The sequence below is a fragment of the Agaribacillus sp. DX54 genome (genome assembly GCF_056858335.1).
This window is the reverse complement of record NZ_JBXEQE010000013.1, coordinates 55,069-78,782: the sequence shown is the minus strand read 5'-3', so window position 1 is coordinate 78,782 and position 23,714 is coordinate 55,069. Positions and strand designations below refer to the sequence as shown.

Sequence of the window (23,714 nt, the reverse complement as noted above, 5' to 3'; positions counted from 1 at the left end):
TATTGGCAATGGTTTTGGCAGGGCTTTTTACCATTGCAGGATCATTTGCACAAACCACAGATCTGTTCAATGGCAAAGACCTGACAGGCTGGGAAATATATGGAACTGAAAAATGGTATGTCAAAAAGGGACTGCTGGTCTCAGAAAGCGGCCCTGACGCAGGTTATGGATATCTTGGAACCAAAGCGTCCTTCAAAAACTTTGAGCTGACTGTAGAGTTTAAACAAGAAAAAGATGGCAATAGCGGTGTATTTATCAGGTCATCTATCGAAGGTACCAAGGTTACCGGTTGGCAGGCCGAGGTGGCCCCACCAGGTAAAAATACCGGAGGTATTTACGAATCCTATGGCAGGGGTTGGCTGATCAAACCTGATCCGGAAAAGGATAAGGCCCTCAAATATGGCAAGTGGAATAAAATGAAAATCAGGGTGGTGGACGATAAAATCACCACCTGGTTAAACGGCACCGAAATGGTTTCCCTGACCGATGAAAAAATAGGCAGGGCGGAAGGGAGCATTGCCCTGCAAATTCATGACGGAGGAGGAATCAAAGTCTATTGGAGGAACATAAAGGTTGAAAGATTGGATTAAAATGGAGACCTTCTTTGTGCCTCCGTGCCTTTGTGGTTGACCATTTTTCACCACAAAGGCACGGAGGCACAAAGAGTCATGAAGAGTCATGAAGAGTCATGAAGGTCCTATGCGATGAGAAGATCATTCAGGTGCCTACTTGCGTTGCGACAGCTACCGGCTGCTTGTGCTACAAAGGCGATTTAAGGCACAACCGGAATGCTCACTTTGTTGCTTAGTTGACCTCGTTCGTTACATCAGGGGGTGAAAGATAGCAGCCAATTATCTTTTGTCTTTAGTGTTCGCTGGAAAAATTAGAATTTGAAAAAAACAGGATTGATATTGGCTTTTGGGCTGTTTAGCTGGACCCTGTATGGGCAAAAAATCAATGGATCGTATGTTATTCATATCAAAAAAGCGAAGGAACCCATCATGATAGACGGACAGCTAAACGAGCCCGACTGGCAAACTGCGCAGGCAGCGAAGGATTTTTTCATGGTACTGCCGATGGACACAAGCCGGTCGGTGAGCCGTACAGAGGTAAGAATGACCTACGATGCAACTAACATCTATCTTGGAGTTATTTGTTTTGACACCCTTTCAGGCAGGGTTACCGTAGAGTCTATGCGCAGGGATTTTAGCTTTGGGAAAAATGACAATTTCCTGCTGTTTATGGATCCATTCGATGATCAGACCAATGGGTTTAGCTTTGGTTCAAACGCTGCCGGGGCCCAGTGGGATGGTTTGATGTATGACGGCAGCAGGGTTGATTTGAGTTGGGATAACAAATGGGTTTCAATGGTCAGGAATTATGATGACCGCTGGGTGTTCGAGGCAAGCATACCATTCAAAACCATCCGGTATAAAAAAGGCATAACACAATGGGGCATCAATTTCAGCAGGCTGGACCTGAAATTAAATGAAAAGTCCAGTTGGGCACCGGTGCCCAGGCAGTTTCCCACCGCCCAATTGGCCTACACAGGAATTCTTCAGTGGGATGAGCCGCCTCCTGAAGTCAACTCCAACGTGTCAGTAATACCTTACCTCTCAGCAGGAGCGCAAAAGGATTTTGAGTCACAATCGGGCACAGCCCATGATTTCGATATGGGCCTGGATGCTAAACTGGCCGTTACCACCAGTTTAAACCTCGACCTCACAGTCAATCCTGATTTCTCGCAGGTTGAAGTTGACCGGCAGGTTACCAATTTGAGCCGTTTTGAGCTGTTTTTTCCCGAAAGAAGGCAGTTTTTTATAGAGAATAGTGACCTTTTCGCCAATTTTGGCTTTACCTCCATGCGCCCTTTTTTCAGCCGAAGAATAGGATTGGAAAGCCCCATACATGCCGGAGTGCGCCTGAGCGGTAAAATCAACAAGGATTGGCGCATCGGGGTCATGGATATTCAAACCGGTAAAGTAGATAGTGTGGCTTTACCAGCACAGAATTTTTCAGTCATATCCTTGCAAAGACAGGTGTTTTCAAGGTCAAACATCTCTGCTATGATCATCAACAAGCAGGCGGTAAATTACGATCCTGAAAACGATACAACCGCCTTTTCCAGGTACAACCGCCTCGCAGCATTGGAATACAACCTTGCTTCTCCGGATAATCTTTGGAAAGGGAAATTTTTGCTGCATAAGACATTCAGCGAAGATACCAGATCGGATGATTTTGCCCATGGAGTTAATCTGGAGTACAACTCCAGAAATATCAACGTAGAATGGCAGCATGAGATGGTGGGGGAAAATTTTAACCCTGAAGTGGGGTTTGTGCCCCGAAGAGGGTACATTAAGTTAAATCCGGAGGTAGCTTACAGGTTTTTTCCGGACTCGCGCAGGGTTATTACCCACGGGCCTGCCATCCGGTCGACTTTATTCTTCGATCAATCCTTCGACTTTCTGGACAGAACGTCCTTTTTAGAATACAATATAAATTTTATTAACCGGAGTGAGGCAACTTTTTGGATAAGAGATGATTTCATTACACTCATTGATGATTTCGACCCGACCAACTCCGGAGGAGAGGAGTTGCCTGCCGGTACCTCCTATCAGTGGCATACAGCAGGTCTTGCTTACGAGTCCACACCAGGTAACTTATTTACTTATTCTTTAGAGATTACACAGGGCGGATATTTTGACGGTAGCCGTTTTAATGCTAGTGGGGCAGCCGGCTACCGTATCCAGCCCTTTGGTAATCTCACCCTGGATTTTTCCTACAACAGCATTCGCCTGCCGGATCCCTATGAGAATGCGGATTTCTGGCTGGTAGGTCCAAGAATAGACATGACTTTTACCAATAAAATTTTCCTGACCACCTTTGTGCAATATAATGAGCAACAAGATAACCTGAACATCAATGCAAGATTCCAGTGGCGCTACAAACCTGCTTCCGACCTGTTTGTCGTCTACACAGATAATTATCTTCCTCAATCACTACAAGTCAGAAACAGGGCATTGGTGCTTAAGCTGACTTACTGGTGGAATATATAATCATACTCCATCTGCATTGGACTCCTGAATTTTGTGCAACACCACACTAAAACATGGAAACAGGAGATAAGGAAAATGATAACGCTGCCCCGTCTCAAAAAGCGCCAGATCGAGCAATACATATATCAGATAACCGGTAAGTATAAAAAAGGCAGTAGGTTTCATGGCTTTCACTTTGAACAAAAACACGAAACCAATCAAGTAGATGAACCAGGAGAGAAGAAAGTCCAGTTTTCTAATAAAACTAGCAAAAATATCATGCGGTGGGTGTTTCAAATATCCAAAGAAATAATCCACTGACCAATTGCCCATACCTAAAAGCCTTTTCATCTTATACGGGAACCCTTTCAGATAGACCATGGGATATTCTTTGATAAAATTAAATGTTTTGGCCTTTAATCCGTCCGTAAACTCAATTTCATTGGCAAATTCCTTACTAATACCCTCGGGGTAACCTTGATAGGCTCCCGCCCTTGTATAATCCTGCCTGACGTTGGCCACAAACATATTAGCCCCACCATTGGTCGAAATCAGCACGAAATCGCCTTGGACTATGTAGTTTCTGATCGTCCACGGTGCAACAGTCATCGCCCAAAATAGTAAAACCATCCCAAAACGCTTAATCGTTGTGGACAATTGATGGTTCATCGTTTCAAAAATAAACAAAAACACCGCCGGCATAAAAAGGATCATATTAAGCCTGATGAGTGATCCTAATCCCATCAGAATTCCTAAAAATAAAAGTTGAACGAAGCTGTTCCTGAAATTGACGAGGATGAGGATCGTCAAACTCAGCACCAGAAAAAAGGGTAATTGTGAAGAGGCAAAAGTGCCTAAAAATACAATGGATGGACACAAAGCGATGAAACCAAAATAAAGCAAAGAAAAAATATTCCAGGACTTTGCCATGATTAAAAATGTCACGTACAACAACAAAAAGGACATGATAGAATACATGATATGTGCGTTGTGCCCGGACTCAAAGAAAAAATAGGAAGTTGCAATGATCAGTGGGGCACCCGGAGGACGGAAAGATCTGAATTCAATATGGTCATAAACTTCCAGATAGTCCTGATCATAGTAGATTTGCTTCGCTAATATTTCATTTCTTCTGTAATCTGATGTTGGTTCGGGCCGGTCAAAAAAACCGTGAACCGTAAGAAATAACCTCACCACCAAACCACCCAGAAATATGTATTTTGGCCACTTTTTGTTAATTTTTATGGGCCTGTTTTTGGAGAATACTAAATATAATGCCGCACCTGCAGCAATTATTATAATTACAAAATCCAGCAGCTTGCCTGCATGCCTGGTTGCCAGGAATTCTATGCAAACAAATACAATGGCGTTAATGATCAGTAGACCTAAAAGCCAGAGATTGGACTTTACAATTGTTTTTTTGAGCAGTAGAAATAATTGGATAATTTTTTCCTGGTTTATCAATGACATATGGATTGAGGCAATAACAATTTACAGAAGGACGAAAAAATATTGAACATATGGATTCAATAATATCACCCGGATAAGTGGGCCCGGTACTTCATATTAAATTTTTCCCCAAAAAAAGCAAATAATCAATTACTATTTGTGTTTTTCATGTAAAATTTTGATAAAGAATTTTTCAACTCCCCAAGCATTTAAAGAAAGTTGCCGGTAGATAAGAAGTAAATCCAAAATATTTGCATATTTGTCACTCCTCCATACTTACTTCCCAGATTTTAGTTCCCCCAGCATAGATGAAATAACTATTTAATGCTGTATTTACATAATGGCCCTGAATATTCGGATAAATCTTGAAAACTGTTATGAATTTAACAATGTTTCCAGCGACTTGACGCTAAGCCAATTTGTCAGTGATTTAAAAAACGGTAATTGATATCACGACAATTCCTCGCGCCATCAATAAGGGAGAAAAAATAAATCTCAGTGAACTCTATCATTATTTTATATTTAAGTTAAAAAATAAAATTAAAAACTTATATTTGTATATACTTTTAAAATAATACCAGCTTAATTGGTTCAAAAAATAGATGATTATGAACAAAAATGTGTTAAAAAAGATTGAAGAGATCAAAGCCCGTTTTTCCGGTAGTGGTAAGTTAAATGTTAAAACTACAAGTACCACCACGTCCTTAAGTGAAGCCATAAAAACCAAAAAGCAGGCTGACCTGTTTATGCAAAGACTAAGGGCATTAAGCTCATAACTCAATGTATTTACAGGGTTGATGAGTTACTATCACAAAAGCAGTATTCAGTTTTTTGTACTTATGCATGCCACTACATGCCTAAGGGATTTTGGATAGTCACTCATGAGGATTGAAAATTAACCATCGGTACGGTTATAAAAGTTGCAGTAGTAACGGTTTCCACGAAAATAAACACATTTCATGAAATTTTATAGACAAATCTTTGAAGCCGTGACGTCATTATTATAAAACCCCAGCATTATCCACCAATTTGATTTACCAAGGAGCTAATAACTATTCTGACGCCTATTGCGTGTAATTTTTGTTTACGGAGATAAGTAGATAAAACACACCTTTACATACACACCACACCAGTCTTATGGCTAGTCCAAAGAACTGCTGCTTACTGAAACAGGTACCAAAGACTACAAATTTCTTTTTTACAGAGGCTGCAATGGCAACACTACCTTTCGATTGCCGGCAGATGACCTCGCATCCTTCACTGTGACATCCGGGCAGATGCTGTCAGGGGTAACCTAACCATGCAGGATAATTCCGGGGGCGTATACGCTTGACTACGTTGCTAAAAATGTGCATGTTGGAAGTGCTGGTTCGGGCGATCTTCGCATTCAGTCTTTTGGCGGGAAAATATCAGGAACTCTGCGCAGGTTGTATAGGTAGGAAGGCTACCGGTTACCTTTAACCGGCAAAAATTTTAATTTACTTAGCAAAAGTGAAATAAATAAATTATATTCACGATTGTTAAATAAATTACTAGCTCATGATTAAACATTCATTGGGAGAATTTGAGGAACTGGTGCTACTCATGGTAGCCGCATTTCATGACAAAGCCTATGGGGTTTTGATACTCGAAAACCTGGAAGAGAAATTAGGCAAAAAGATCAATATCAGCGCGATTCATGTGGCACTCAAGCGCATGGAGCATAAAGGTTTTGTCACGTCCGGATATGGTGGCATCACCAAAGAGCGGGGGGGAAGGAGAAAGAAGTTTTACGTCATCACTGCTTTGGGAAAAAGAGTGCTTGATCACCAATATGCACTTCGGACCAGCATTTACCAGCAAATTCCCAAAATTTCTTTTGGCTGATGAAACCCCATCCACCAAAATATGCCCTGGAATTCCTGCGCTGGTTTTGTCGCGAGGACTACCTCGAAGAGGTCGAAGGGGATCTTATGGAGCTTTATGATAAGTACTATAAGCAATCTCCGGCCAGGGCCAAATGGAAGTTTACCTGGAATGTCATTCTGTATTTCAGACCAGAGTTTATTAAATCATTTAACAGAGATCAATACATCAGCCCTACAGCTATGTTTCGTCATAACTTCCTGCTGACTTACCGAACCTTTAAACGTTACAAAACTTCATTTTTCATTAACCTTGTTGGGCTATCTTGTGGAATAGCCTGTGCTTTATTGATTTATTTATGGGTTAACCACGAACTTCATGTCGATAAGTTTCATGAAAAGGATGCATGGCTATATCAGGTGATGGAAAATTGGGAGGCAGATGGAGGTATTCGTACCGAATTTGCCACTTCTGGCCCAATGGCCGAAGCCTTAATTGAAGAAATGCCCGAGGTTGAATATTCCACTGCCGTTGCTCCGTCTTCCTGGTATGGGTTTAGCAGACTCAGTCTTTCGGTTGGAGAGAAAAATATAAAAGCGGCCGGACAGTACGTCGGTAAAGACTATTTCAACATCTTTTCTTATCCACTTATTTATGGCAATAAAAATGAAGTTTTATCTGATAAAAATTCCATCGTTATATCAGAGAAGTTGGCAATGAAACTATTTAACACCATAGAAGGTATCATAGGCAAGGTAGTAGCATTTCAACATGAGCAGGAATTCATGGTTTCAGGTGTCTTTAAAGGAATACCCCACTATTCCTCTACACAATTTGATTTTGTCTTATCATTTGAGATTTTAAAGGAAACCAGACCTTGGGTCACAAGTTGGGGAAGTGCAGGGCCACTTGTCTATCTGGTCTTGAAAGAAGGAACCGATATTCAGCAGTTCAACGATAAACTCAGGGGTTTTATAAAAAAGGTCAAGCATGACGAAAATAACAGTCGTATGCCATTTCTACAACGTTATTCGCATCATTATCTGCACGGCACCTACGAAAATGGTGTTCAAACCGGGGGAAGGATTGAATACGTTAGATTGTTTTCTTTTATTGCTATTTCCATCTTGCTGATTGCTTGTATCAATTTCATGAATTTATCTACTGCAAGGGCATCACGAAGATTAAAAGAAATTGGCATAAAAAAGGTTGTCGGAGCAGGTCGAAAAACTCTTATTTTTCAATACATGGGAGAATCCATATTAATGGCTTTTTTCTCATTGATTTTGGCAATGTTGGTTGTCATCCTTTTTTTGCCACATTTTAATCAAATTACAGGGAAGGAGTTGACCTTTGGTTTGGAACAAAAGCTGATTGTATCAGCCCTTCTCATCGCATTTTGCTCGGGGGTAATCGCCGGCAGTTACCCCGCATTGTATCTGTCGGGTTTTAAACCGCTCGGGATATTGAAAGGGAAATTAAATGCGTCTGTTTGGGAATTCTGGACGAGACAAGGACTGGTAGTTTTTCAATTTACGATTTCTATCATACTTATTGTCAGTGTTTGGGTTGTACATAGACAAATTGAGTTCGTCCAGCGACAAAGTTTTGGATATGATAGAGAAAATGTAATCTGGTTTGATATTGAAGGAAGGCTAAAAGCGAATACCGATACCTTTTTATCTGAAGCTAAAAAGATCCCAGGCGTTATCAATGCCGCCGCGACTTCGCATAGTATGATTAAACACAATTGGTCCATGCAAGGGATGGAATGGGAGGGCAGAAGCCCTGACGATAAAACCACTTTTCAAATTGCCGGTGTAGGTTATGATTTTATTGAAATGATTGGGGTGGAGATCAAGGAAGGGCGATCTTTTTCAAGAGATTTTGGGGCCGAAAGTGAAAAGATTATTTTTAACGAAGCAGCTATAGAAGCTATGGGGCTTAAGAATCCTATTGGCAGCACTGTCAATCTTTTTATGGGTAAGAAGGAAATTATAGGTGTAGCAAAAAACTTTCATTTTGAGTCCTTTCATGAGGAATTAAAGCCACTGTTTTTCGTGCTATTACCCCATGGCATAAATAAAATAATGGTCAAAATAGAAGCAGGCAAGGAGAAAGAAACACTCGAGGGACTTCGAAATTTTTATGAAACCTATAATCAGGGATTCATCTTCGATTATCGTTTCCTCGATGATGACTATCAAGCGCTGTATGTTGTTGAACAACGTGTCTCAACTTTAGCTGAATATTTTACTGGAATCGCCATTCTTATCTCTTGTCTTGGCCTGTTTGGCCTTGCAGCTTTCACTACTGAAAGAAGGCTCAAGGAGATAGGAATCAGAAAAATTTTAGGCTCCAGTGAGTTTAGAATTGTTCATCTTTTATCCGGCGACTTTACCAAAATGGTACTTTTAGCGATCTTGATTGCCTTACCTCTCAGCTATTTCATCGCTACATGGTGGTTGGAAAGCTTTGCTTACCGAATAGGTCTGAAATGGTGGTTTTTTATGGGTGCAGGATCGATTGCATTGCTGATCGCCTGGTTTACAGTAGGATTGCAAACGGTAAAAGCTGCCAGGATCAACCCCACTGACTGTCTGAAAGATGAGTGATCCATGAGACCCCTTCTCCCAAAGGACAGTGTGAAAATTCTTCCGGTCTTTCCACAATCATAAGATGGCCTTATGCGAAAAAGAAAACAATAAGGGGGGAGGGACTGGTTTCCATCATGAGCATAACATAAAAAAAATTGCCGGGCACGGGAAATGTTCTGGCACCGGAAATATTACATCAGTAAGATTGATAACAATTTGCGGATCATACCCCATAACAATATCTATTAATTTCAGCCAATCGAGTATTTGTACTCAATCTCTAAACCTTGTAACCTTTACAAACTGCTCCAAAAATGCTGCTATCTATGCATGGAGTTTCGGCGATGGCACCTTCTCTACTGAGACGGAACCGGTACATACCTACACGGAAGGCGGGAGCTACACCGTTACGCTACTTTCGGGAAGTGATACAAATACGGATGGAGATTTGACGACCGATGATGTGGTAGATGCCGCTACAGAAACCATCACCGTTGAGCCCGTGGTAAAGTCAGCAGAACTTACTATCGTTGATGGTACAAGCTGGACACAGGAAAACTCAACCCTGGCAGTAGTCGAAGGTGCCAAGGTCGATCTATACAGCAGTCAAAGCTCGTTTGATGGTGGAAAACCGGATTTTACGGTTACAAGTGATGAAAATGGTAAGGTGGTGTTCAATGATTTGGAGACCAATCAGTACTTTATGGTGGTCACCAAAGATGGTTTAAGCAATATCAAAGACAACTTTGTTATAGTGGGGGTGTTCCAAAATCAGGGGGAAATAGACGGGGCCCCGTTTCAGCCAGGCAACCCAAAGCCGGGCGATTTCAGATTGGGGGATTTGAACGGGGATGGGATTATTTCGGATGATGATAAAGCAAACTATGGCGTACTGGATTATAAAGGTGAATTAATTGTATGGGAAATAGTCATAGGTAAATAATTGTTCTAAAGTTCCTGAGATCATACCTGATTCGTCTATTCTGATAGCGCTGGCGTTCAGTGGCTATTGCACAGCTTGTTTATAGCAAGCATGGCGCAAGCGTCCCATGGGTGTTGCACAACGTTTTGGACAAAATTCTTGGTGTCTCTTATTACTTAATTACTCAAGCCAGCACAGGCTGCTTGCTGGTAATTGCCCGACTTTTTTGGATGAGATCTTAACTTAACAAGAAAATAATTGTTATGCTAATGGTTTGTCAGGGGCGGGGGTATTTAGCGGGTGACAGACAACCTATTGATTGTGTCATTCTGGCAAGGCCAACTGGATTTTTTTGACAAAATGTCGCCTTTAATCCCCCAAAAAGTGAGTGGAATGTTATTTGATGCTATTACATCGAGAGAAAAATTAACTTATGTTTCACTGATTAAACAGCTAAAACTATGACGCTTATCAGAGCAAATTCGAATTTTTTTCCGTCATTCAGCAGTCTGTTTGACGATTTCTTCAATACTGAGTTAGGCGATTGGAGGCGAAACAATTATTCATCGACCAACTCTACACTTCCGAAGGTAAATGTAAAGGAAGACGAGCATGGATTTACGATCGAGGTGGCAGCTCCGGGTATGGAAAAAGAAGATTTCAATGTGCAACTGGATCATAATCAGTTAACCATATCTTCAGAAAAAAAGACTGAAAAAAGTGAGGAAGCCGAAAAGTACACAAAAAGAGAGTTTGCCTATCACTCATTTCAACGGTCTTTTACCTTGCCGGAATCAGCGAATGGTGAACAAATCAGTGCAAAATATGACAATGGTATTTTGACACTTTCTATTCCCAAAAGAGATGAGGCAATACCAAAACCGGTAAAGAAAATCAGCATCAATTAAGCTGGGGAAGGGCTGCATTGAGGCCCTTCTCATTAATCTTTTCACCATTTAAGTAAGGTTTTAAAGGTTGCCAAGAGGTTAAAGTTACTTTCAATTATATACCCGGGGAAAAAGATGGGAAGATATGAGCTATTGTTGTTTGACCAGTTGTAATTTATAAGGCTTTTATAAATGCGTTTCAAGCGGGTAAGTAGCTTGTAGAGATAAACGCCTGTCTGAGGGGGTGATTGGTAGATACGGTGAATGATTATTTTTTAATGAAAAAGTGTATTTGACATTTTTTCAAATGTGGGTCAGTAATGGACTATAAGGATTATTATCAAATTTTAGGAGTCGATAAAAAGGCGAGCCAGGAGGATATAAAAAAGGCTTACAGGAAGCTGGCGGTGAAATATCATCCTGACAAAAACCCCGATGATAAAACGGCAGAGGAGAAGTTTAAAGAGATAAGCGAGGCATACGAAGTGTTAAGTAAACCTGAAAACAGGAAGTTGTATGACCAGTTAGGCGCTAACTGGAAACAATATAAAGACGCAGGTTTTGATCCCTCGCAGCACCAAGGCGGACCATTTGGTGGATCACGGGGAGGGTTTTACAGGGGTAGGCCGGAAGGCGGTCAGTACCATTATGAGTTTGAAGGCGATCCTTCGGAGTTTTTTGGAGGAAGTGGGTTTTCAGACTTTTTCGAAGCATTTTTTGGAGGTGGAGGAAGACGGTCATCAGGAGGATTTGGACAGGGCTTCGATAGCTTCGGTGGTGATGTTCCGGGACAAGACCTGTCAGGTGACATCACCATTTCGTTGCAAGAGGCTTACAAAGGTACCGAACGCATCATTGATCTTGGTGATGAAAAGATCCGGGTAAAGGTTAAATCAGGCGCTTACGAAGGATTGAAGCTACGTGTCAAAGGCAAGGGCCACAAGGGTACTTCAGGTAAATCCGGTAACCTTTATCTGAATATAAGTGTACAACCCAGTCAGGCTTATGAAAGAAAAGGGGACGATCTTTACATGTCTGTTCCTGTTGATATGTTTAAGGCCCTTTTAGGTGGAAAACAGGAGATTGTTACGCTTTCAGGCAAGTTGATCGTTACAATTCCCGAAGGCACCCAAAACGGTAAGCAATTAAGGTTGAGAGGTAAGGGAATGCCGGTGTATGGCAAATCTGTTTACGGCGACCTTTACGTAAAACTGGATGTAAAGATGCCGGAACGACTGAGCGACCGGCAAAAAGAACTGGTAAAAAGGCTGAGGGACAGCTTTCAAAAACAATATGCGGGATAACTTTAAAAATAATTAGCACATGTTTACTACAACCGATTACTACGATAGATTTACTAATTTTTTCACAACCCCATGGTGGATGTTTTTGCTCATGGGACTTAATTTTATTTTGTTGGCCATTCTGATAATTATCTATCCGGAGTTGCTGGCCTTTTTGGTGGCAGGATTTCTTCTGTTTAACGGACTGTTGATGGTGGTGCTGGCATTCCGGTACAAAAGTCTTAAAAAGAAATATAAGAACTGGAAAACCTCCTATTGGATTGAAGTAGAATGACCTTCGGAAAGACCACCGGTTACGCGTTAAAACTGTGTGGCCGTCCGTAAAAATGTGTAAAAATGTAAATTTTGAAAGATTTAGCCAGGATCATACCATGATGATTAACCAGATAACAGAATTCTCCCGGTACGACAAGAGCCGGTTGATACAAGCTTTTGAGGAAGCGCTCATCGATCATGAATTATACCTTACGGCTACCTCATTGTACGACATGGGCTTTCAACGCGATGAAGAAATATACCTTGCTGTCGAGCGGGCTATGAAAATTTGTGATATGAACGGGCTGCCAATTCGTGAACACTTCAGAACCATTTACGTAGCAGACGATGAGCGCCATACGGTGATCCGGGACTGGAAGCTTTCAAAGCTGGCCTATACACTTGTGCTTATCAATGGTGCATCGGACAACCGGATGTTTGCCAACTGCAAATGGAGTTGATCAGAAATTTTCTCAGGCGTTAGGCAGCAAATTTTGTCTATGTCTTGGCCCTTGAATTTCTCCGGAAAATACTAGGTACTATGGTCAGTTACCTTGGCTATCAGAAAGCCTCCGGCCAGGAATATCGCCATTCCCACTACCAATACGAAAACACGTCCGGATGTACCCAATATCCCTAGCACGCCTATTAAAAATCCCGTCGACAAAAGGCCAGCCGCCAACACCCTAATGGCAAACATGTTTTGATTTCGTGTATCAGCTTTAACCGTTTCTGTCAGTCGTGTATCCTGAATCTCACCAACGGCAGGAAAAGGATGCATCCGGGATTTGAAAGCGCGGTAATATGCTTCGAAAGCCATTAAAATAATGACCGGAATAAAAACACCTGTCAGCATTTCCCAGGCCCTGTTCAAGGATAAATTCAACAGTTGAGGTGCGATGAATTTTAAAAACAGATTGATTGCCAGGCTGAACAAAGTTGTGGCAATGATCGAAAACGGGGTCTGGCGATCAGAGAATAACGCCCAGATAGGTGGTCCGAATAACGGGGCACCTGTGATAGCTCCCACGGTTAATACTACTTCCACAATACCCCCGAGGTGCGGAACGGCGAGGGCTACACCAATTGTGATAACGCCGAATACCACTGTTGAAAGCCTCGCGATCTTCATAATGGTTGATTGTTTTGCCTGTTTTTGGATTTTCCTGTATATATCGTTGGTAAACACGGCCGCAGACATATTCAGTGTCGTATTGACTGAACTGGCTGTGGCAAAGATCATTCCGCCTAACATTAGGCCAAGTAAACCTTCAGGTAAAACAGCTTTACACATCAACAAAAATGCACCTTCATTTTCCAGGCCGGTTAAACTTCCGTCTGCCACCCTGAAAATCATCGGTGGCAGCATCCACAATACCGGACTTATCAGATACAAGCTGCCAAACAACAAACCCACTTTTCTGGCTTCACCCGGCGTAGCGACACTGGTGTAACGCTGAACGTATGCCCAGTTGCCACCAATAAAAAATGTATTGTAAAATGTAAAAGCCACCAAAAACCCAAATGAGTATTCGCCACTGGTGATGGCAAAAAAACCTTCCGGCGACTGGTTAATCAAAAAGGCAAAGCCACCGATCTTTTGGAGGGCAAGAGGTACAACGATGACTACTGCCGCAAAGAGAATTACAAACTGTAACACATCAGTAATTATTACTGCCCAAAGACCACCGGCCGCAGTATAAATGATGATTAAGAGTCCTAATATCAAGATGGACCACTCAATTGAAAAACCCGTAGAAACATTAAATATTTTAGCAACAGGATATAAGAATGCACCTGTAGTAACAAAACTCAATACGAGGAAAATGTAACCATAGAGCTTTTTTAGGGAGGGATTGAATTTTCTTCCCAGAAATTCACCCACTGTCAGGCTATTGGTTTGCCGCCATTTGGGCGCAATAAAATACCCTATGATGAAACCGCTCAGCGCCATCATCCATTGGAGGGTGATGCTTACCCATCCGTGTTCATAAGCGATGGAACCCCACACCACAAAAGTACCGGCTGAGAAAAAACTCATAAACAATGACAGGCCACTGAGCCACCAGGGCAGGGAGCCGCCGGCAGCAAAGTAAGATTTCATGTTTTTGCCTGAGCCGGAAAAAGCCACACCCACTACAAGAATCATCGTGGTGAAAAGGACAATAACCATATAATCCAGGGTAGACATAGATTGAGATTCGAACTTATTTGTAAATGTTTAAACCAAAAAGTGAAACGGGCACATTTTTGGATGGTCTTTGGAACCGGAATTTCAGTGTATGAGTAGTAATTACGTTCTCGAATATGATTTCATTGCGGGTTTGGTGATTGTTAAGTTGATCGTGGATCATGTTACCCTTTTCGTCAAAGATCTGATAATTATTTATAACAAATGGCATCACATTTTCTTCATGGCCCAGCAGTGAAGATTCCATGGGATGATCCCAGTCTGTATCAAAGCTTAATACGATGGTTTGTAGCTGTTGGGGCATATCCCACCTGACCAGGATTTCTGATTTTTGGCGCTGCAGCCCCGCTACCCAGGCGTTAGGGCGCAGGTAGGGTCTGAAAAATCCATTGGTTAATTGATTTTCGCCGAAACAATCCAGCCCGGGAGCAATTTTCATCGCAAAATTAAAACCACCGGGCCTGCGTTCAGGGGTCCAGAATTCAAAACTTTCAAAGCCCAGTTCCGGGTCAGGTGCCTGACGGCCAAAATTTGACACAGCCTTGTTTTGCTTGTTGAAAACACTTACTATTCCGGTAACCCGGCTCTGGCTTGTCTGAATGGAGATATCGGGGTTTTGGTGAAAACAAAGGAACACATAACAATCTTCCTCCATAATAGTATCGAAATGTAATGTTAGTCTTTGCTCGCCGGGTTTAATTTTGTAGTCTTTAGTGGAAAGGATGACATCCGGGGTGTAGTTAAACGGTTTACTGCTTTTTCTTAAACTTACCTCAAAACCGGTTTCTTCCAATGCATTGATGGCGATTTCAAACTCAGGTACAGCCCCCTTGCTGAGTGGAAGCAACTGCGCGGCACTGTATTTCAATGGAAGCCACACCCCGTCAAACGGAAGTTCGGAAAGAATCAGGCAATCGGTAGCCAGGATGGTGCAGGGTTCGTTTAACAAATCCGATGTATTGTGATAAGCTACATGTGGAATATACTGACCGGTACTCAGCAGTGCTTGTTGCAAAATTTTTGTCCTACGGGATTCAAGCAAGTCAGCAGGCAACCAATTGTTTTGAATAGCCAGGGCGGCTGCCATGCCGACAGCCTGTGCGTTATGCCCACTGGTTGCCATTACCCTGGTGGAGCCAAAGGCTACGTGGCTGGCACTTAATATCCTGCCGGCAAGAAATAAGTTGTCAATCTCTTTGATAATCATAGAACGATAGGGTATTTCATAAACTCCTTTGCTATGCCATTGATTACAACCCGGTTTTTCACTGAAAACCCCGTCGGCAGGATGCAGATCTATGGCCCATCCACCAAAACTTACAGCATCTTCAAAATGTTTTTGTTCGACAATGTCAGATTGGGTAATAATATAGTGACCTTCAAACCTGCGGCTTTCCCTTTTTCCAGGAATTTGCCCAACCCATTCCAAGGTCATAGTATTTGCCTCAGGGAATTTACCGGAGTTCTTTATATAGTCCCATACACCATAAATTACCTTCCAGAGTTCCCATTTTATTGTTTCTGTGTCATGTACCGTGTCCAGCCTTCCGCCGTATTCTATCCACCATAGCTGGCAGCCATGCTCATGGGTGGAAAATTGCCTGTATCTCGGAATTTCGGTAATATCACGAAGGGCATAAGCAGGCGGGGTGAAGCTTACCGGTTTACCCACGTCTTTGGTCATAAAGTACATGGTGTGACCCAGCAACTCACCGTAGTCTTCAGTCGGTGCAAAGGCTTCGTTGAACTCGCCGGAGGATTCTGCGCCCATACGAAAAGCTGCGCCGGCCTGAAAGGCAACAATGCCGTCTCCTGAAGCGTCACAAAACAAAGGGGCGGTTATCTCATATTCTGTGGAGTTTTGACTGCAAAATGCATTAATGCCGGCAATGCGCGTTGGTCCCGATTTGATCGTGTTATATACCGCAGTGTTAAGCAACAGCGTAATTTTTGGCTCCTGCCATACTTTCTCCAAAAGTATTGTATCAAAAATCAAGGTATTGCCTTCAGGGTTCCGGTACATGTTTTCAACCAATAGCTCGTCGATAACACCCCCTTCACGGGCCCAACGGTTGTTATTGCCCATATGGGAAGTAGCGCCAAGAATCCATAACCTCACCTCACTGGAGGCGTTTCCACCCAGCACCGGCCGGTCCTGAACCAGTATAACTTGAATACCCCTGCGGGCTGCCGTGATGGCACAGCATACCCCTGCAATGCCCCCTCCAATAACGACAAGATCGCTGTCTAATTTTTCAAGTTTTGACGTACGGGGACCATGATTCGGATTTTTTAGCATTACAATGAGTTTCTGAAAATGAGCTGTGTCGGGTTAGCCATGGTTTTTGTTTCCTGATTGAGAAGCATTTCGGCAGCTTTACTGCCCATGTACTCCCAGCTTGTATTGATAACGGTAATGCCACCTTCCAGGACTTCCTTCACTGGTGTATCGTTGTATGAAATGATACCTATGTCCTTGCCTATGGTATAGGCCTTGGAACGGCTTAACTTGATCACTTCCACTAACTCCTGGTCATACCCTGATAATGTCAGATAAACATCCCCCACATGAAAATCGTCGTCATTCACATTTTGCACCACTTTGGTGGGAAAGCCACTATCCCTTGCAAACTTTTGGAACCCCTGAACCACCAATGCCGAATGAAAAAGGGTACCGGGAGCCACCAATATCAACCTTTTATATTTTTTAAGTCGATCACCCGCTTTTTCCATCGCATTGTAGATATCCCTGGAGAAATCCTGATAAATCATGGGATAATCACCGTTAAGATTGGGCTCATAGCTGTCTATAATCAACCTTTTGTTGGCAGGGATTAGGTTCAGAATGTCTTTGACATCTTCCCTTAAAAAAGTCAGTACAACAAAATGAGTGTAATGGGGAAGATTGTCAATAATCAATGAGCGGAAAACGCTGAGATTATGATGATGAAAAAAAATCTCCACGTCGCCCTGATCACCAATGGCTTTTTGAAAACTCAGATACATTTTTTCTTTAAACGTTGTAAACTTATCTAACAGGAAAAAGATCCTGGCCTTGCGTTTTACATCGGTGTTGATAACAAAATAGCCCTGACGGTTGGCGGATTTGATGACGCCTCTTTCACTTAAAAAATTTAATGCCTTGAACACAGTTTCCCTGCTGATGCTCAACTCTTTAGAAAGCTTGTTGACTGAAGGTAAAGGCTGGTTCAGCTTTAACTTGCCTGTTTCTATATCGGCCAGCAAACCGTCTGCCAACTGCAGGTATTTTGGTCTTGAAGGGTGCTTTTCTATATCGAAGTCAAATAGGTATGGTTCCATAGTCCGCACTTTTTATTTGCAATAATAAATTATAATACTCATATTTACAAACCAAATCAGAACAGACTATATAATACTAGACCATACTAGATTAGATTAGTCCAGTTTGTTGGCTGGCATTTAATTAATAAACTTAAAGACTATGAGATGAAAAAAGTTCACCCCCTGGTATTATTCATTTTGGTGTCCACCGGCCTCTCTGCACAAAACAGAACAGTCAGTGGTACTGTTAAAAGCGAAACGAATGAAGGCCTTCCGGGCGTTAATGTGCTTGCAAAAGGAACAACCAACGGGACCATTACAGATGTAAATGGTAATTTCAAAATTGAAATGGCGCCGGACGAAACCGTGCTCGTTTTCTCTTATGCAGGCTATCTGACCGAGGAATTGGATGTAACCCTCCAATCTAACGTGACTGTTCAGTTGCAGCCTGACCTGGAAACGCTCCAGGAGGTAGTAGTTATAGGTTACGGAACCCAGCAAAAAATTAATGTAACCGGCTCCGTAGAGGAAATAGACGGGCAGGAAATTGCGCGTCAGCCTGTCTTTCAAACTTCCCAGGCGCTTGCGGGACTTGCTCCCGGTTTAGTGGCAACCCAAACCAGTGGCCAGCCAGGTGATGACGGTGCCGCCATTCGAATTCGTGGGATGACAACTTTGGGGTCTGCCAGTAAGAGGGATCCGCTGATTTTGGTAGATGGTATTCCCGATAACATGAATGGGGTCGACCCTAATGATATTGAGAGCATCTCCATCCTCAAAGACGCTGCCGCTATCTATGGATCCAGGGGGGCTAATGGTGTTATCATCATGACCACCAAAAGGGGTAAAACCGGCGATTTGAAGTTAAACTACAATAACTATTTTGGTGTGCAGCGGATTACTCAGAATCTTGAATTTCTCGATGGGCCTGGTTACATTGAAAATCTCAACAAAGCAATTCCGGACACTTACGACGGTGCATTCATTGCCAATTACATCGCTACCCGCGGTTCTGATGAAAGTCCGGATACCGACTGGGTAGACGAGGTATTCTCTGAAGACGGATTTCAACAATATCACCGTCTCGCTGTCACAGGAGGATCCGAAAAGGCGCAAATCTCCGCCTCCATATCCTACATGGATCAGGATGGCAATATTCCAAATTTCAATTTCAAACGATACAATGGCCGCTTTAACACGGATCTGAAGATTAATGAATGCCATAAAAACTTATCATACCGGTTTTCCATATACCATGACACCCTTGCCGCTGGCTTATCCCGAAGATAGTATAGTCTACGGTCTGGCTGACACAACACGTCGGAGTTACCAATGGTTGATCGGTGATGCGCTGATGGCTTGTCCATTGTGTGGTGATGATTACGCAATAACTAATACCCGGGATGTCTATTTACCGACAGGAACATGGATTGACTATGACACTGGCAAGAAATATACAGGCCCTCTTACATTGGAAAGCTTTGAAATTCCAATGTATAAAATTCCGCTTTTTGTCGGTGGAACCGGGATTGTCATGGAGGAAACCGATCATCGGTTGAAGGCCAGGATTTACCCGGTCAATACCAATATAGAGACCACGCTTTATGGAAAAGATGGAGAAAAACTGAGTATTATCCGCATAAATAATCCGGACTGGAATAGCCCTGAGATTACAGATACTACTAGCAACAGTGAAGTTTCTTTTTCAATGGTACGGCATGCCTATCAGTTTGATATAGTTGAAGGACATAATTATATAATCAATTAGTGCTATGATGTTAATACTTCAAATTATCACCGGGTCAATTAGAAGGAAATTTATCCGGGTGCCTGTCATGGGAATTATGCTGCTATGCAGCCAGTCTTTATCCGGTCAAAATAACCTGGCGCTCACAGGCGTGGCTTCTTCGAGTGGTAATCAGAGCAATGATTTTGCCGGCCGGGCAATTGATGGAAATAGGGAAACGGTTTGGTTCAACGAAAGCCCAGAGCCCCTGAAATGGCTAACCGTTGTGCTACCGGGTGCTACGGAAATCAGGGAAGTCAGGATTTTTATGGAAGGTGGTGACACACAGCCCGTTCAGCATCTGGCCGTTCAAACATTTCTTAACGGCCGGTGGGAAAATCAATTCCAAAATCCGGATAATCAACAAACAGAGGTGGTTGTAACCTTTGAAAGGACCCTGTTAACGGACCGCATAAGGTTGGCTTTGGAGGGGAAAGGGGCCGTTGCAGTAAGGGAATTGGAAATCTTTGGTGATCAGTATATTGACAGTACTGCTATTGAGGTAAAAAAAATACTGGTGAATCAAAGTGGCTACAACCTCAACAAACCAAAAAGATTTACAACGCCGGGAGTGCCGGATAATACCCCTTTTTTAATAAGGAATCAAACTACCGGAAAAGCGGTTCATTTTGGCAAGGTGCACCAGGAAGCCGGAGACTTTACAGATTTCAATCCTTTATCCAGTGATGAGTATGTGGTGTTAATCGATACCTTTTCTTCCTATCCATTCAGGATTGGTCCTTTTTGGCTGGAACGTGTCACCTACAGAAACATGATCGACTTCATGGCAGGCGCTAGGCACTACACAGGAACCACAGACAAAATCAGACAATTATCATGGGCATGGAGAGACGGCGATTTTTTTAACTGGGCCCTGCAAAGTTTAATTGCCCAATTCCTGTCCAACCCGGAAGCGTTTATACGCATGGAAAGAAAGCTATCCTACCAAAGCAATGATTCTTTTTCAAATAAATATAAAGGCAAATGGGGGATCCTGGAACCGTATGATGACAATGCACCGGACATTGTCAAGCTGATTCATTGGGATGTAGATGTAAAAATAACGCAACAACTCGAACATGAGCATCAAAAGGCGGAACTTGCACATTTTTTATATGCGTATCCTTACTTGCAGCAATGGCTACCCCAGCAAAACTTTGACATGGTCTATGCCTATCTTAAAAAAAAATGGGCTAAAGCTGACGTAGCCGGATGGTCGACCAGCCAGTATGATAAAAGTCCGGAACACAACCTGTTATCTTTAAAGACCAAGCTGGGAACTACGAAAGGAGAATTGCCACCGGGGCATACTATCATGCCCAATCTGATGATGTATGAAGTGGCAAAAAAACAAAATGAAGCAGATGCAGACAAATACTTTGATGCTGCCTGCCGCCAGATGGAGTGGATGATCGCCAACCTTGATTGGAACGATCCCATGACTACGAAAGGACAAAGAATGTCAGAGCATATTACCATGAGGGCATTTGCCTATTTCTACCGACAATATCTGCTCCGGGCCCCTGAGGGACTGTATCAAAAAGTGAAAGACTGGGCGGCTGTGATGATTGCACGTTCAGATAATCTGTGGGATTTCAGAAAATACACCGATGATGGCGATTGGGCGCCTGCAGGGTGGAATGAACCGGGGAATGTGCTGGGTTTTCCTGCTTGCGCTCTGGCGGCAATGACTGTTATTAAAGACACCAACATAAACAATGCGCTTAACAGACTGGTCTGGTCACATTTTGATAATGCATTTGGCAGAAATCCCACCGGCAGGCATTTTTCCTATGATGGCCCTTCAGAAATTGAAGGCGTGGATTTGGGTTGGTATTCATACCACCACGGAGGTGTAGGACTGCTTGAAGACGTAAGATTTGTATTTGACGGAGCTCCCAAAACAAATCATTATCCTAATCATCCGGAAATTGGCAATTTGGGCTGGACAGAAGGATGGGTGCAATTCAATACAGCTTTCAACACTAGTATGGCCTATTTAGCTCACCAAGATACAGAGATCACACTTGTGAGAAATGATAAAAAAACAATCACTGTGCGCCTGAAAGCTCCCCTTAATTTTGATGAAAAAAAGCGGGATCAGATCAAATTAGAAATAGTTGCTGCATCCGGAGACACAACCCCGGTAATACTTGATGAGGAGGGCGAATATTCTCAGTATTTTACAGGGAGCATCAAAGTGAAAAAGGGCAGAAATGAATCAGACGATGATGTTTTGCAAGTTAAAAAGCATGATACCCTTAGGGTCAGCTATGGTTTGGGTTATTTTAAAAAGGAGGCAACAATTAGTCTCGGAAAGAAATCAATTCAACCGACCACCCTGTTTCCATAGACCAAATCCGCTGGTTAATAGACACAACACATTGATATGTTCATGGAGATACCCTGTCGCTTAAATCGATGTGTTGGTATAATTTTTTTTAAGCAAGGTGAGCTAGCGGGTATATTTGATCTCAATAACCTGATGGTTTAAAGTGAATCTGTTTATAAAAACAAGTATCTGACCGGTGAGTGGTATGGGTTTTGAAAACATTTTGCCGGAATGATACTATAAAGATGGTTACGGGATCAATTAGATGACCCACTAACTGATTTCTGGCAGGTCCCGTAGTTTGTAGATTGACCATCTGTATTTTGTTTGGGAGGGGGCGGTTTGTATTTCCTCAATTTTGTTATCAAAATTGATTAATGAGTATCCTAATGTAATTTCTGATATGAACCTGCCCCCTAATTTCCCTGTCATACACCTATTGGATGAGTTGAGCCCAGTTTTTATCGGCTTTTTCTTTTAGATTTTTTTCGTCTTCATTCCAGGTTTCCAGGGTATTGGTCAGAAATTTATTGTAAAACAGATAAAGCTTCTCATCGACAATTTTGTAGGTTTTGGGGTTGATTTCTACTTTCTCTCCGGTTTTCCCCATAGCATAAGCACACCAGCCGCCATACTGCGGTCCATACTTTTCAGGATCTGTCTCAAATAATTTTAAATTACTTTCATTGGCAAACTGGTAGGTAACACCATTGTAGACAAATTCGTGCTGTGATTTGCCCTTTGCCGGCTTTCCCTTAAAGTAACTCACCGCGTCATAACCTGAGATGGCCACCTGCTCACCTGAAAGATTATAATGTGCAGCTTTTTGTGTTTGTCCCATCGCCATGCTGCCCAGGGGATGATCGGATAAAAAAATACAACAGGGACATCCAGGAGCATCACGCTGTGAAACTGGTGCAAGAAGGCCCAGAAAGGTTCCCAAAACCCCAGGTTTTCTGCTCTGATGCCATCTAGTGCGTTATGACCGAAAATAAGCAACAACCCAATGGCCAATATCCAGCGGGTGGGGAGGTATACCAGCGCAGACAATATAACCATCGACCAGCCAATGGCCCATTATACCTGCAAAAACAGCGCCTGGTAGGGAATCCATTGCACGATCAGGTTCCATCCTAAAATTTCAATGAATATGATCCAAACGCCTCTGGTAAACAGGAACTTACTTAGATGCCCGGTAGCGCACTTTGTGTTTTGACGGTACAGAAATGCGCTTGTTCCGGCCAGGAACAGAAACACTGGCGCACAATAGTGTGTGATCCAGCGGGTAAAAAACAAAGGCCCTGAAGTGAACGCCAGATTTTCCGGTTCGTAAACCTCAGGACCAAAAAAATGACGCACATGGTCCAGGGCCATGATGATCATTACCAGGCCGCGCAGCATATCGACCGAAGCTATGCGGGGTTTTAGGGTTAAGTTGGTATTCATTGACTTTGTTGGCTGCCCGTAATGGGTAAAATTTCTTGTCATTGATACGGCCGGCAACAGGGAGAGGATGGATTATCAAGTATACAAGAGGTAAACAATGGATAAAAAATCAAAATTTTAGCACCATTAAAAAATGTGATCGATTTTTAAAATACGCTCGTAATGAACATTTTATACTACAATACTGCGGATTGATACAGTCTGAAGAATAAAGCGGTTTACCACAGAAAACAGGTGATGCCAGTGTATAATTATGATTTTTTTGTAAAAGTTGCCTTGCATTGTCTTTTGCTGGTGTTTTTGATTTTTCCGGTTGATTTTATAATTGTATATCTTAACTTTTTATACCGAAAACCTGCCAT

The 23,714-nt window shown here is 42.5% G+C and carries 19 protein-coding genes; 13 read left to right on the top strand and 6 right to left on the bottom strand.

Features of this window, described 5'->3' with window-relative positions:
- Positions 1-8 precede the first annotated feature (8 nt).
- The gene (locus AC04NP_RS15225; protein WP_482860721.1) at positions 9-590 is read left to right on the top strand and encodes a 3-keto-disaccharide hydrolase; all 582 of its coding nucleotides are present in this window, start codon (positions 9-11) and stop codon (positions 588-590) included.
- Positions 591-890: 300 nt separating this feature from the next.
- Positions 891-3,056 (top strand): DUF5916 domain-containing protein, encoded by a 2,166-nt coding sequence (locus AC04NP_RS15220; protein ID WP_482860644.1) that lies wholly within the window; start codon positions 891-893, stop codon positions 3,054-3,056.
- On the opposite strand, the gene AC04NP_RS15215 is transcribed toward AC04NP_RS15220, so the two are convergent.
- Positions 3,057-4,505: an ArnT family glycosyltransferase gene (locus tag AC04NP_RS15215; RefSeq protein WP_482860643.1), complete on the bottom strand. Its 1,449-nt coding sequence runs from the start codon at positions 4,503-4,505 to the stop codon at positions 3,057-3,059. It lies immediately after the preceding gene.
- A 587-nt stretch (positions 4,506-5,092) separates the two neighbouring features.
- Here AC04NP_RS15215 and AC04NP_RS15210 point away from each other — a divergent pair.
- The 8 genes from AC04NP_RS15210 (at position 5,093) to AC04NP_RS15175 (ending at position 12,755) form a co-directional block, all read left to right on the top strand.
- Positions 5,093-5,260, top strand: coding sequence for a hypothetical protein (locus AC04NP_RS15210; protein ID WP_482860642.1), 168 nt, complete (start codon positions 5,093-5,095; stop codon positions 5,258-5,260).
- Between the two features lie 763 nt (positions 5,261-6,023).
- Positions 6,024-6,350: a PadR family transcriptional regulator gene (locus AC04NP_RS15205; RefSeq protein ID WP_482860641.1), complete on the top strand. Its 327-nt coding sequence runs from the start codon at positions 6,024-6,026 to the stop codon at positions 6,348-6,350.
- Positions 6,350-8,944 (top strand): ABC transporter permease, encoded by a 2,595-nt coding sequence (locus tag AC04NP_RS15200; RefSeq protein WP_482860640.1) that lies wholly within the window; start codon positions 6,350-6,352, stop codon positions 8,942-8,944. Before AC04NP_RS15205 ends, AC04NP_RS15200 begins: the two co-directional genes overlap by 1 nt.
- Before the next feature lie 187 nt (positions 8,945-9,131).
- Positions 9,132-9,869, top strand: a complete 738-nt coding sequence (locus tag AC04NP_RS15195; protein WP_482860639.1) for a PKD domain-containing protein — start codon at positions 9,132-9,134, stop codon at positions 9,867-9,869.
- A 440-nt stretch (positions 9,870-10,309) separates the two neighbouring features.
- Entirely contained in the window at positions 10,310-10,756 is a 447-nt protein-coding gene (locus AC04NP_RS15190) for an Hsp20/alpha crystallin family protein (protein WP_482860638.1), read from the top strand.
- A gap of 299 nt (positions 10,757-11,055) precedes the next feature.
- Positions 11,056-12,039, top strand: a complete 984-nt coding sequence (locus AC04NP_RS15185; protein WP_482860637.1) for a DnaJ C-terminal domain-containing protein — start codon at positions 11,056-11,058, stop codon at positions 12,037-12,039.
- 19 nt (positions 12,040-12,058) lie between these two features.
- Positions 12,059-12,313 carry a hypothetical protein gene (locus AC04NP_RS15180; RefSeq protein WP_482860635.1) on the top strand — a complete coding sequence of 85 codons (255 nt, stop codon included), beginning with the start codon at positions 12,059-12,061 and terminating at the stop codon, positions 12,311-12,313.
- A 52-nt stretch (positions 12,314-12,365) separates the two neighbouring features.
- Positions 12,366-12,755 (top strand): hypothetical protein, encoded by a 390-nt coding sequence (locus AC04NP_RS15175; protein ID WP_482860634.1) that lies wholly within the window; start codon positions 12,366-12,368, stop codon positions 12,753-12,755.
- 71 nt (positions 12,756-12,826) lie between these two features.
- On the opposite strand, the gene AC04NP_RS15170 is transcribed toward AC04NP_RS15175, so the two are convergent.
- The 3 genes from AC04NP_RS15170 to AC04NP_RS15160 are packed head-to-tail and all read right to left on the bottom strand — an operon-like array spanning position 12,827 to position 17,806.
- On the bottom strand, positions 12,827-14,485 hold the full coding sequence (locus AC04NP_RS15170) for a sodium:solute symporter family protein (RefSeq protein ID WP_482860633.1): 1,659 nt from the start codon (positions 14,483-14,485) through the stop codon (positions 12,827-12,829).
- A 16-nt stretch (positions 14,486-14,501) separates the two neighbouring features.
- Complete coding sequence (locus AC04NP_RS15165; RefSeq protein ID WP_482860632.1) at positions 14,502-16,784, bottom strand: FAD-dependent oxidoreductase; 2,283 nt, start codon at positions 16,782-16,784, stop codon at positions 14,502-14,504.
- Positions 16,784-17,806 (bottom strand): GntR family transcriptional regulator, encoded by a 1,023-nt coding sequence (locus tag AC04NP_RS15160; RefSeq protein ID WP_482860631.1) that lies wholly within the window; start codon positions 17,804-17,806, stop codon positions 16,784-16,786. The genes AC04NP_RS15165 and AC04NP_RS15160 overlap by 1 nt, the downstream gene beginning before the upstream one ends.
- 147 nt (positions 17,807-17,953) lie before the next feature.
- Between AC04NP_RS15160 and AC04NP_RS15155 the strand changes: the two genes are divergently transcribed.
- The 3 genes from AC04NP_RS15155 to AC04NP_RS15145 are packed head-to-tail and all read left to right on the top strand — an operon-like array spanning position 17,954 to position 21,927.
- Entirely contained in the window at positions 17,954-19,078 is a 1,125-nt protein-coding gene (locus tag AC04NP_RS15155; protein ID WP_482860630.1) for a SusC/RagA family TonB-linked outer membrane protein, read from the top strand.
- Entirely contained in the window at positions 19,044-19,556 is a 513-nt protein-coding gene (locus AC04NP_RS15150) for a hypothetical protein (RefSeq protein ID WP_482860629.1), read from the top strand. The genes AC04NP_RS15155 and AC04NP_RS15150 overlap by 35 nt, the downstream gene beginning before the upstream one ends.
- A 4-nt stretch (positions 19,557-19,560) precedes the next feature.
- A complete protein-coding gene (locus AC04NP_RS15145; protein WP_482860628.1) occupies positions 19,561-21,927 on the top strand; it encodes a discoidin domain-containing protein in 2,367 nt (788 codons plus the stop codon).
- 415 nt (positions 21,928-22,342) lie between these two features.
- Here AC04NP_RS15145 and AC04NP_RS15140 read toward each other — a convergent pair whose 3' ends face one another.
- Both AC04NP_RS15140 and AC04NP_RS15135 read right to left on the bottom strand, forming a co-directional pair.
- A complete protein-coding gene (locus AC04NP_RS15140) occupies positions 22,343-22,849 on the bottom strand; it encodes a YHS domain-containing (seleno)protein (RefSeq protein WP_482860627.1) in 507 nt (168 codons plus the stop codon).
- Positions 22,850-22,983: 134 nt separating this feature from the next.
- On the bottom strand, positions 22,984-23,352 hold the full coding sequence (locus tag AC04NP_RS15135) for an acetyltransferase domain-containing protein (protein ID WP_482860626.1): 369 nt from the start codon (positions 23,350-23,352) through the stop codon (positions 22,984-22,986).
- Positions 23,353-23,714: the final 362 nt, after the last annotated feature.

Excerpts from the sequence above, each read along its gene's own strand:
- AC04NP_RS15215 (WP_482860643.1), bottom strand. The coding sequence starts at position 4,505 with ATGTCATTGATAAACCAGGAAAAAATTATCCAATTATTTCTACTGCTC.
- AC04NP_RS15180 (WP_482860635.1), top strand. The coding sequence starts at position 12,059 with ATGTTTACTACAACCGATTACTACGATAGATTTACTAATTTTTTCACA.
- AC04NP_RS15205 (WP_482860641.1), top strand. The coding sequence starts at position 6,024 with ATGATTAAACATTCATTGGGAGAATTTGAGGAACTGGTGCTACTCATG.
- AC04NP_RS15185 (WP_482860637.1), top strand. The coding sequence starts at position 11,056 with ATGGACTATAAGGATTATTATCAAATTTTAGGAGTCGATAAAAAGGCG.
- AC04NP_RS15190 (WP_482860638.1), top strand. The coding sequence starts at position 10,310 with ATGACGCTTATCAGAGCAAATTCGAATTTTTTTCCGTCATTCAGCAGT.
- AC04NP_RS15165 (WP_482860632.1), bottom strand. The coding sequence starts at position 16,784 with ATGCTAAAAAATCCGAATCATGGTCCCCGTACGTCAAAACTTGAAAAA.
- AC04NP_RS15145 (WP_482860628.1), top strand. The coding sequence starts at position 19,561 with ATGATGTTAATACTTCAAATTATCACCGGGTCAATTAGAAGGAAATTT.
- AC04NP_RS15150 (WP_482860629.1), top strand. The coding sequence starts at position 19,044 with ATGACACCCTTGCCGCTGGCTTATCCCGAAGATAGTATAGTCTACGGT.
- AC04NP_RS15225 (WP_482860721.1), top strand. The coding sequence starts at position 9 with ATGGTTTTGGCAGGGCTTTTTACCATTGCAGGATCATTTGCACAAACC.
- AC04NP_RS15135 (WP_482860626.1), bottom strand. The coding sequence starts at position 23,352 with ATGAATACCAACTTAACCCTAAAACCCCGCATAGCTTCGGTCGATATG.
- AC04NP_RS15160 (WP_482860631.1), bottom strand. The coding sequence starts at position 17,806 with ATGGAACCATACCTATTTGACTTCGATATAGAAAAGCACCCTTCAAGA.
- AC04NP_RS15210 (WP_482860642.1), top strand. The coding sequence starts at position 5,093 with ATGAACAAAAATGTGTTAAAAAAGATTGAAGAGATCAAAGCCCGTTTT.
- AC04NP_RS15170 (WP_482860633.1), bottom strand. The coding sequence starts at position 14,485 with ATGTCTACCCTGGATTATATGGTTATTGTCCTTTTCACCACGATGATT.
- AC04NP_RS15200 (WP_482860640.1), top strand. The coding sequence starts at position 6,350 with ATGAAACCCCATCCACCAAAATATGCCCTGGAATTCCTGCGCTGGTTT.
- AC04NP_RS15155 (WP_482860630.1), top strand. The coding sequence starts at position 17,954 with ATGAAAAAAGTTCACCCCCTGGTATTATTCATTTTGGTGTCCACCGGC.
- AC04NP_RS15175 (WP_482860634.1), top strand. The coding sequence starts at position 12,366 with ATGTGTAAAAATGTAAATTTTGAAAGATTTAGCCAGGATCATACCATG.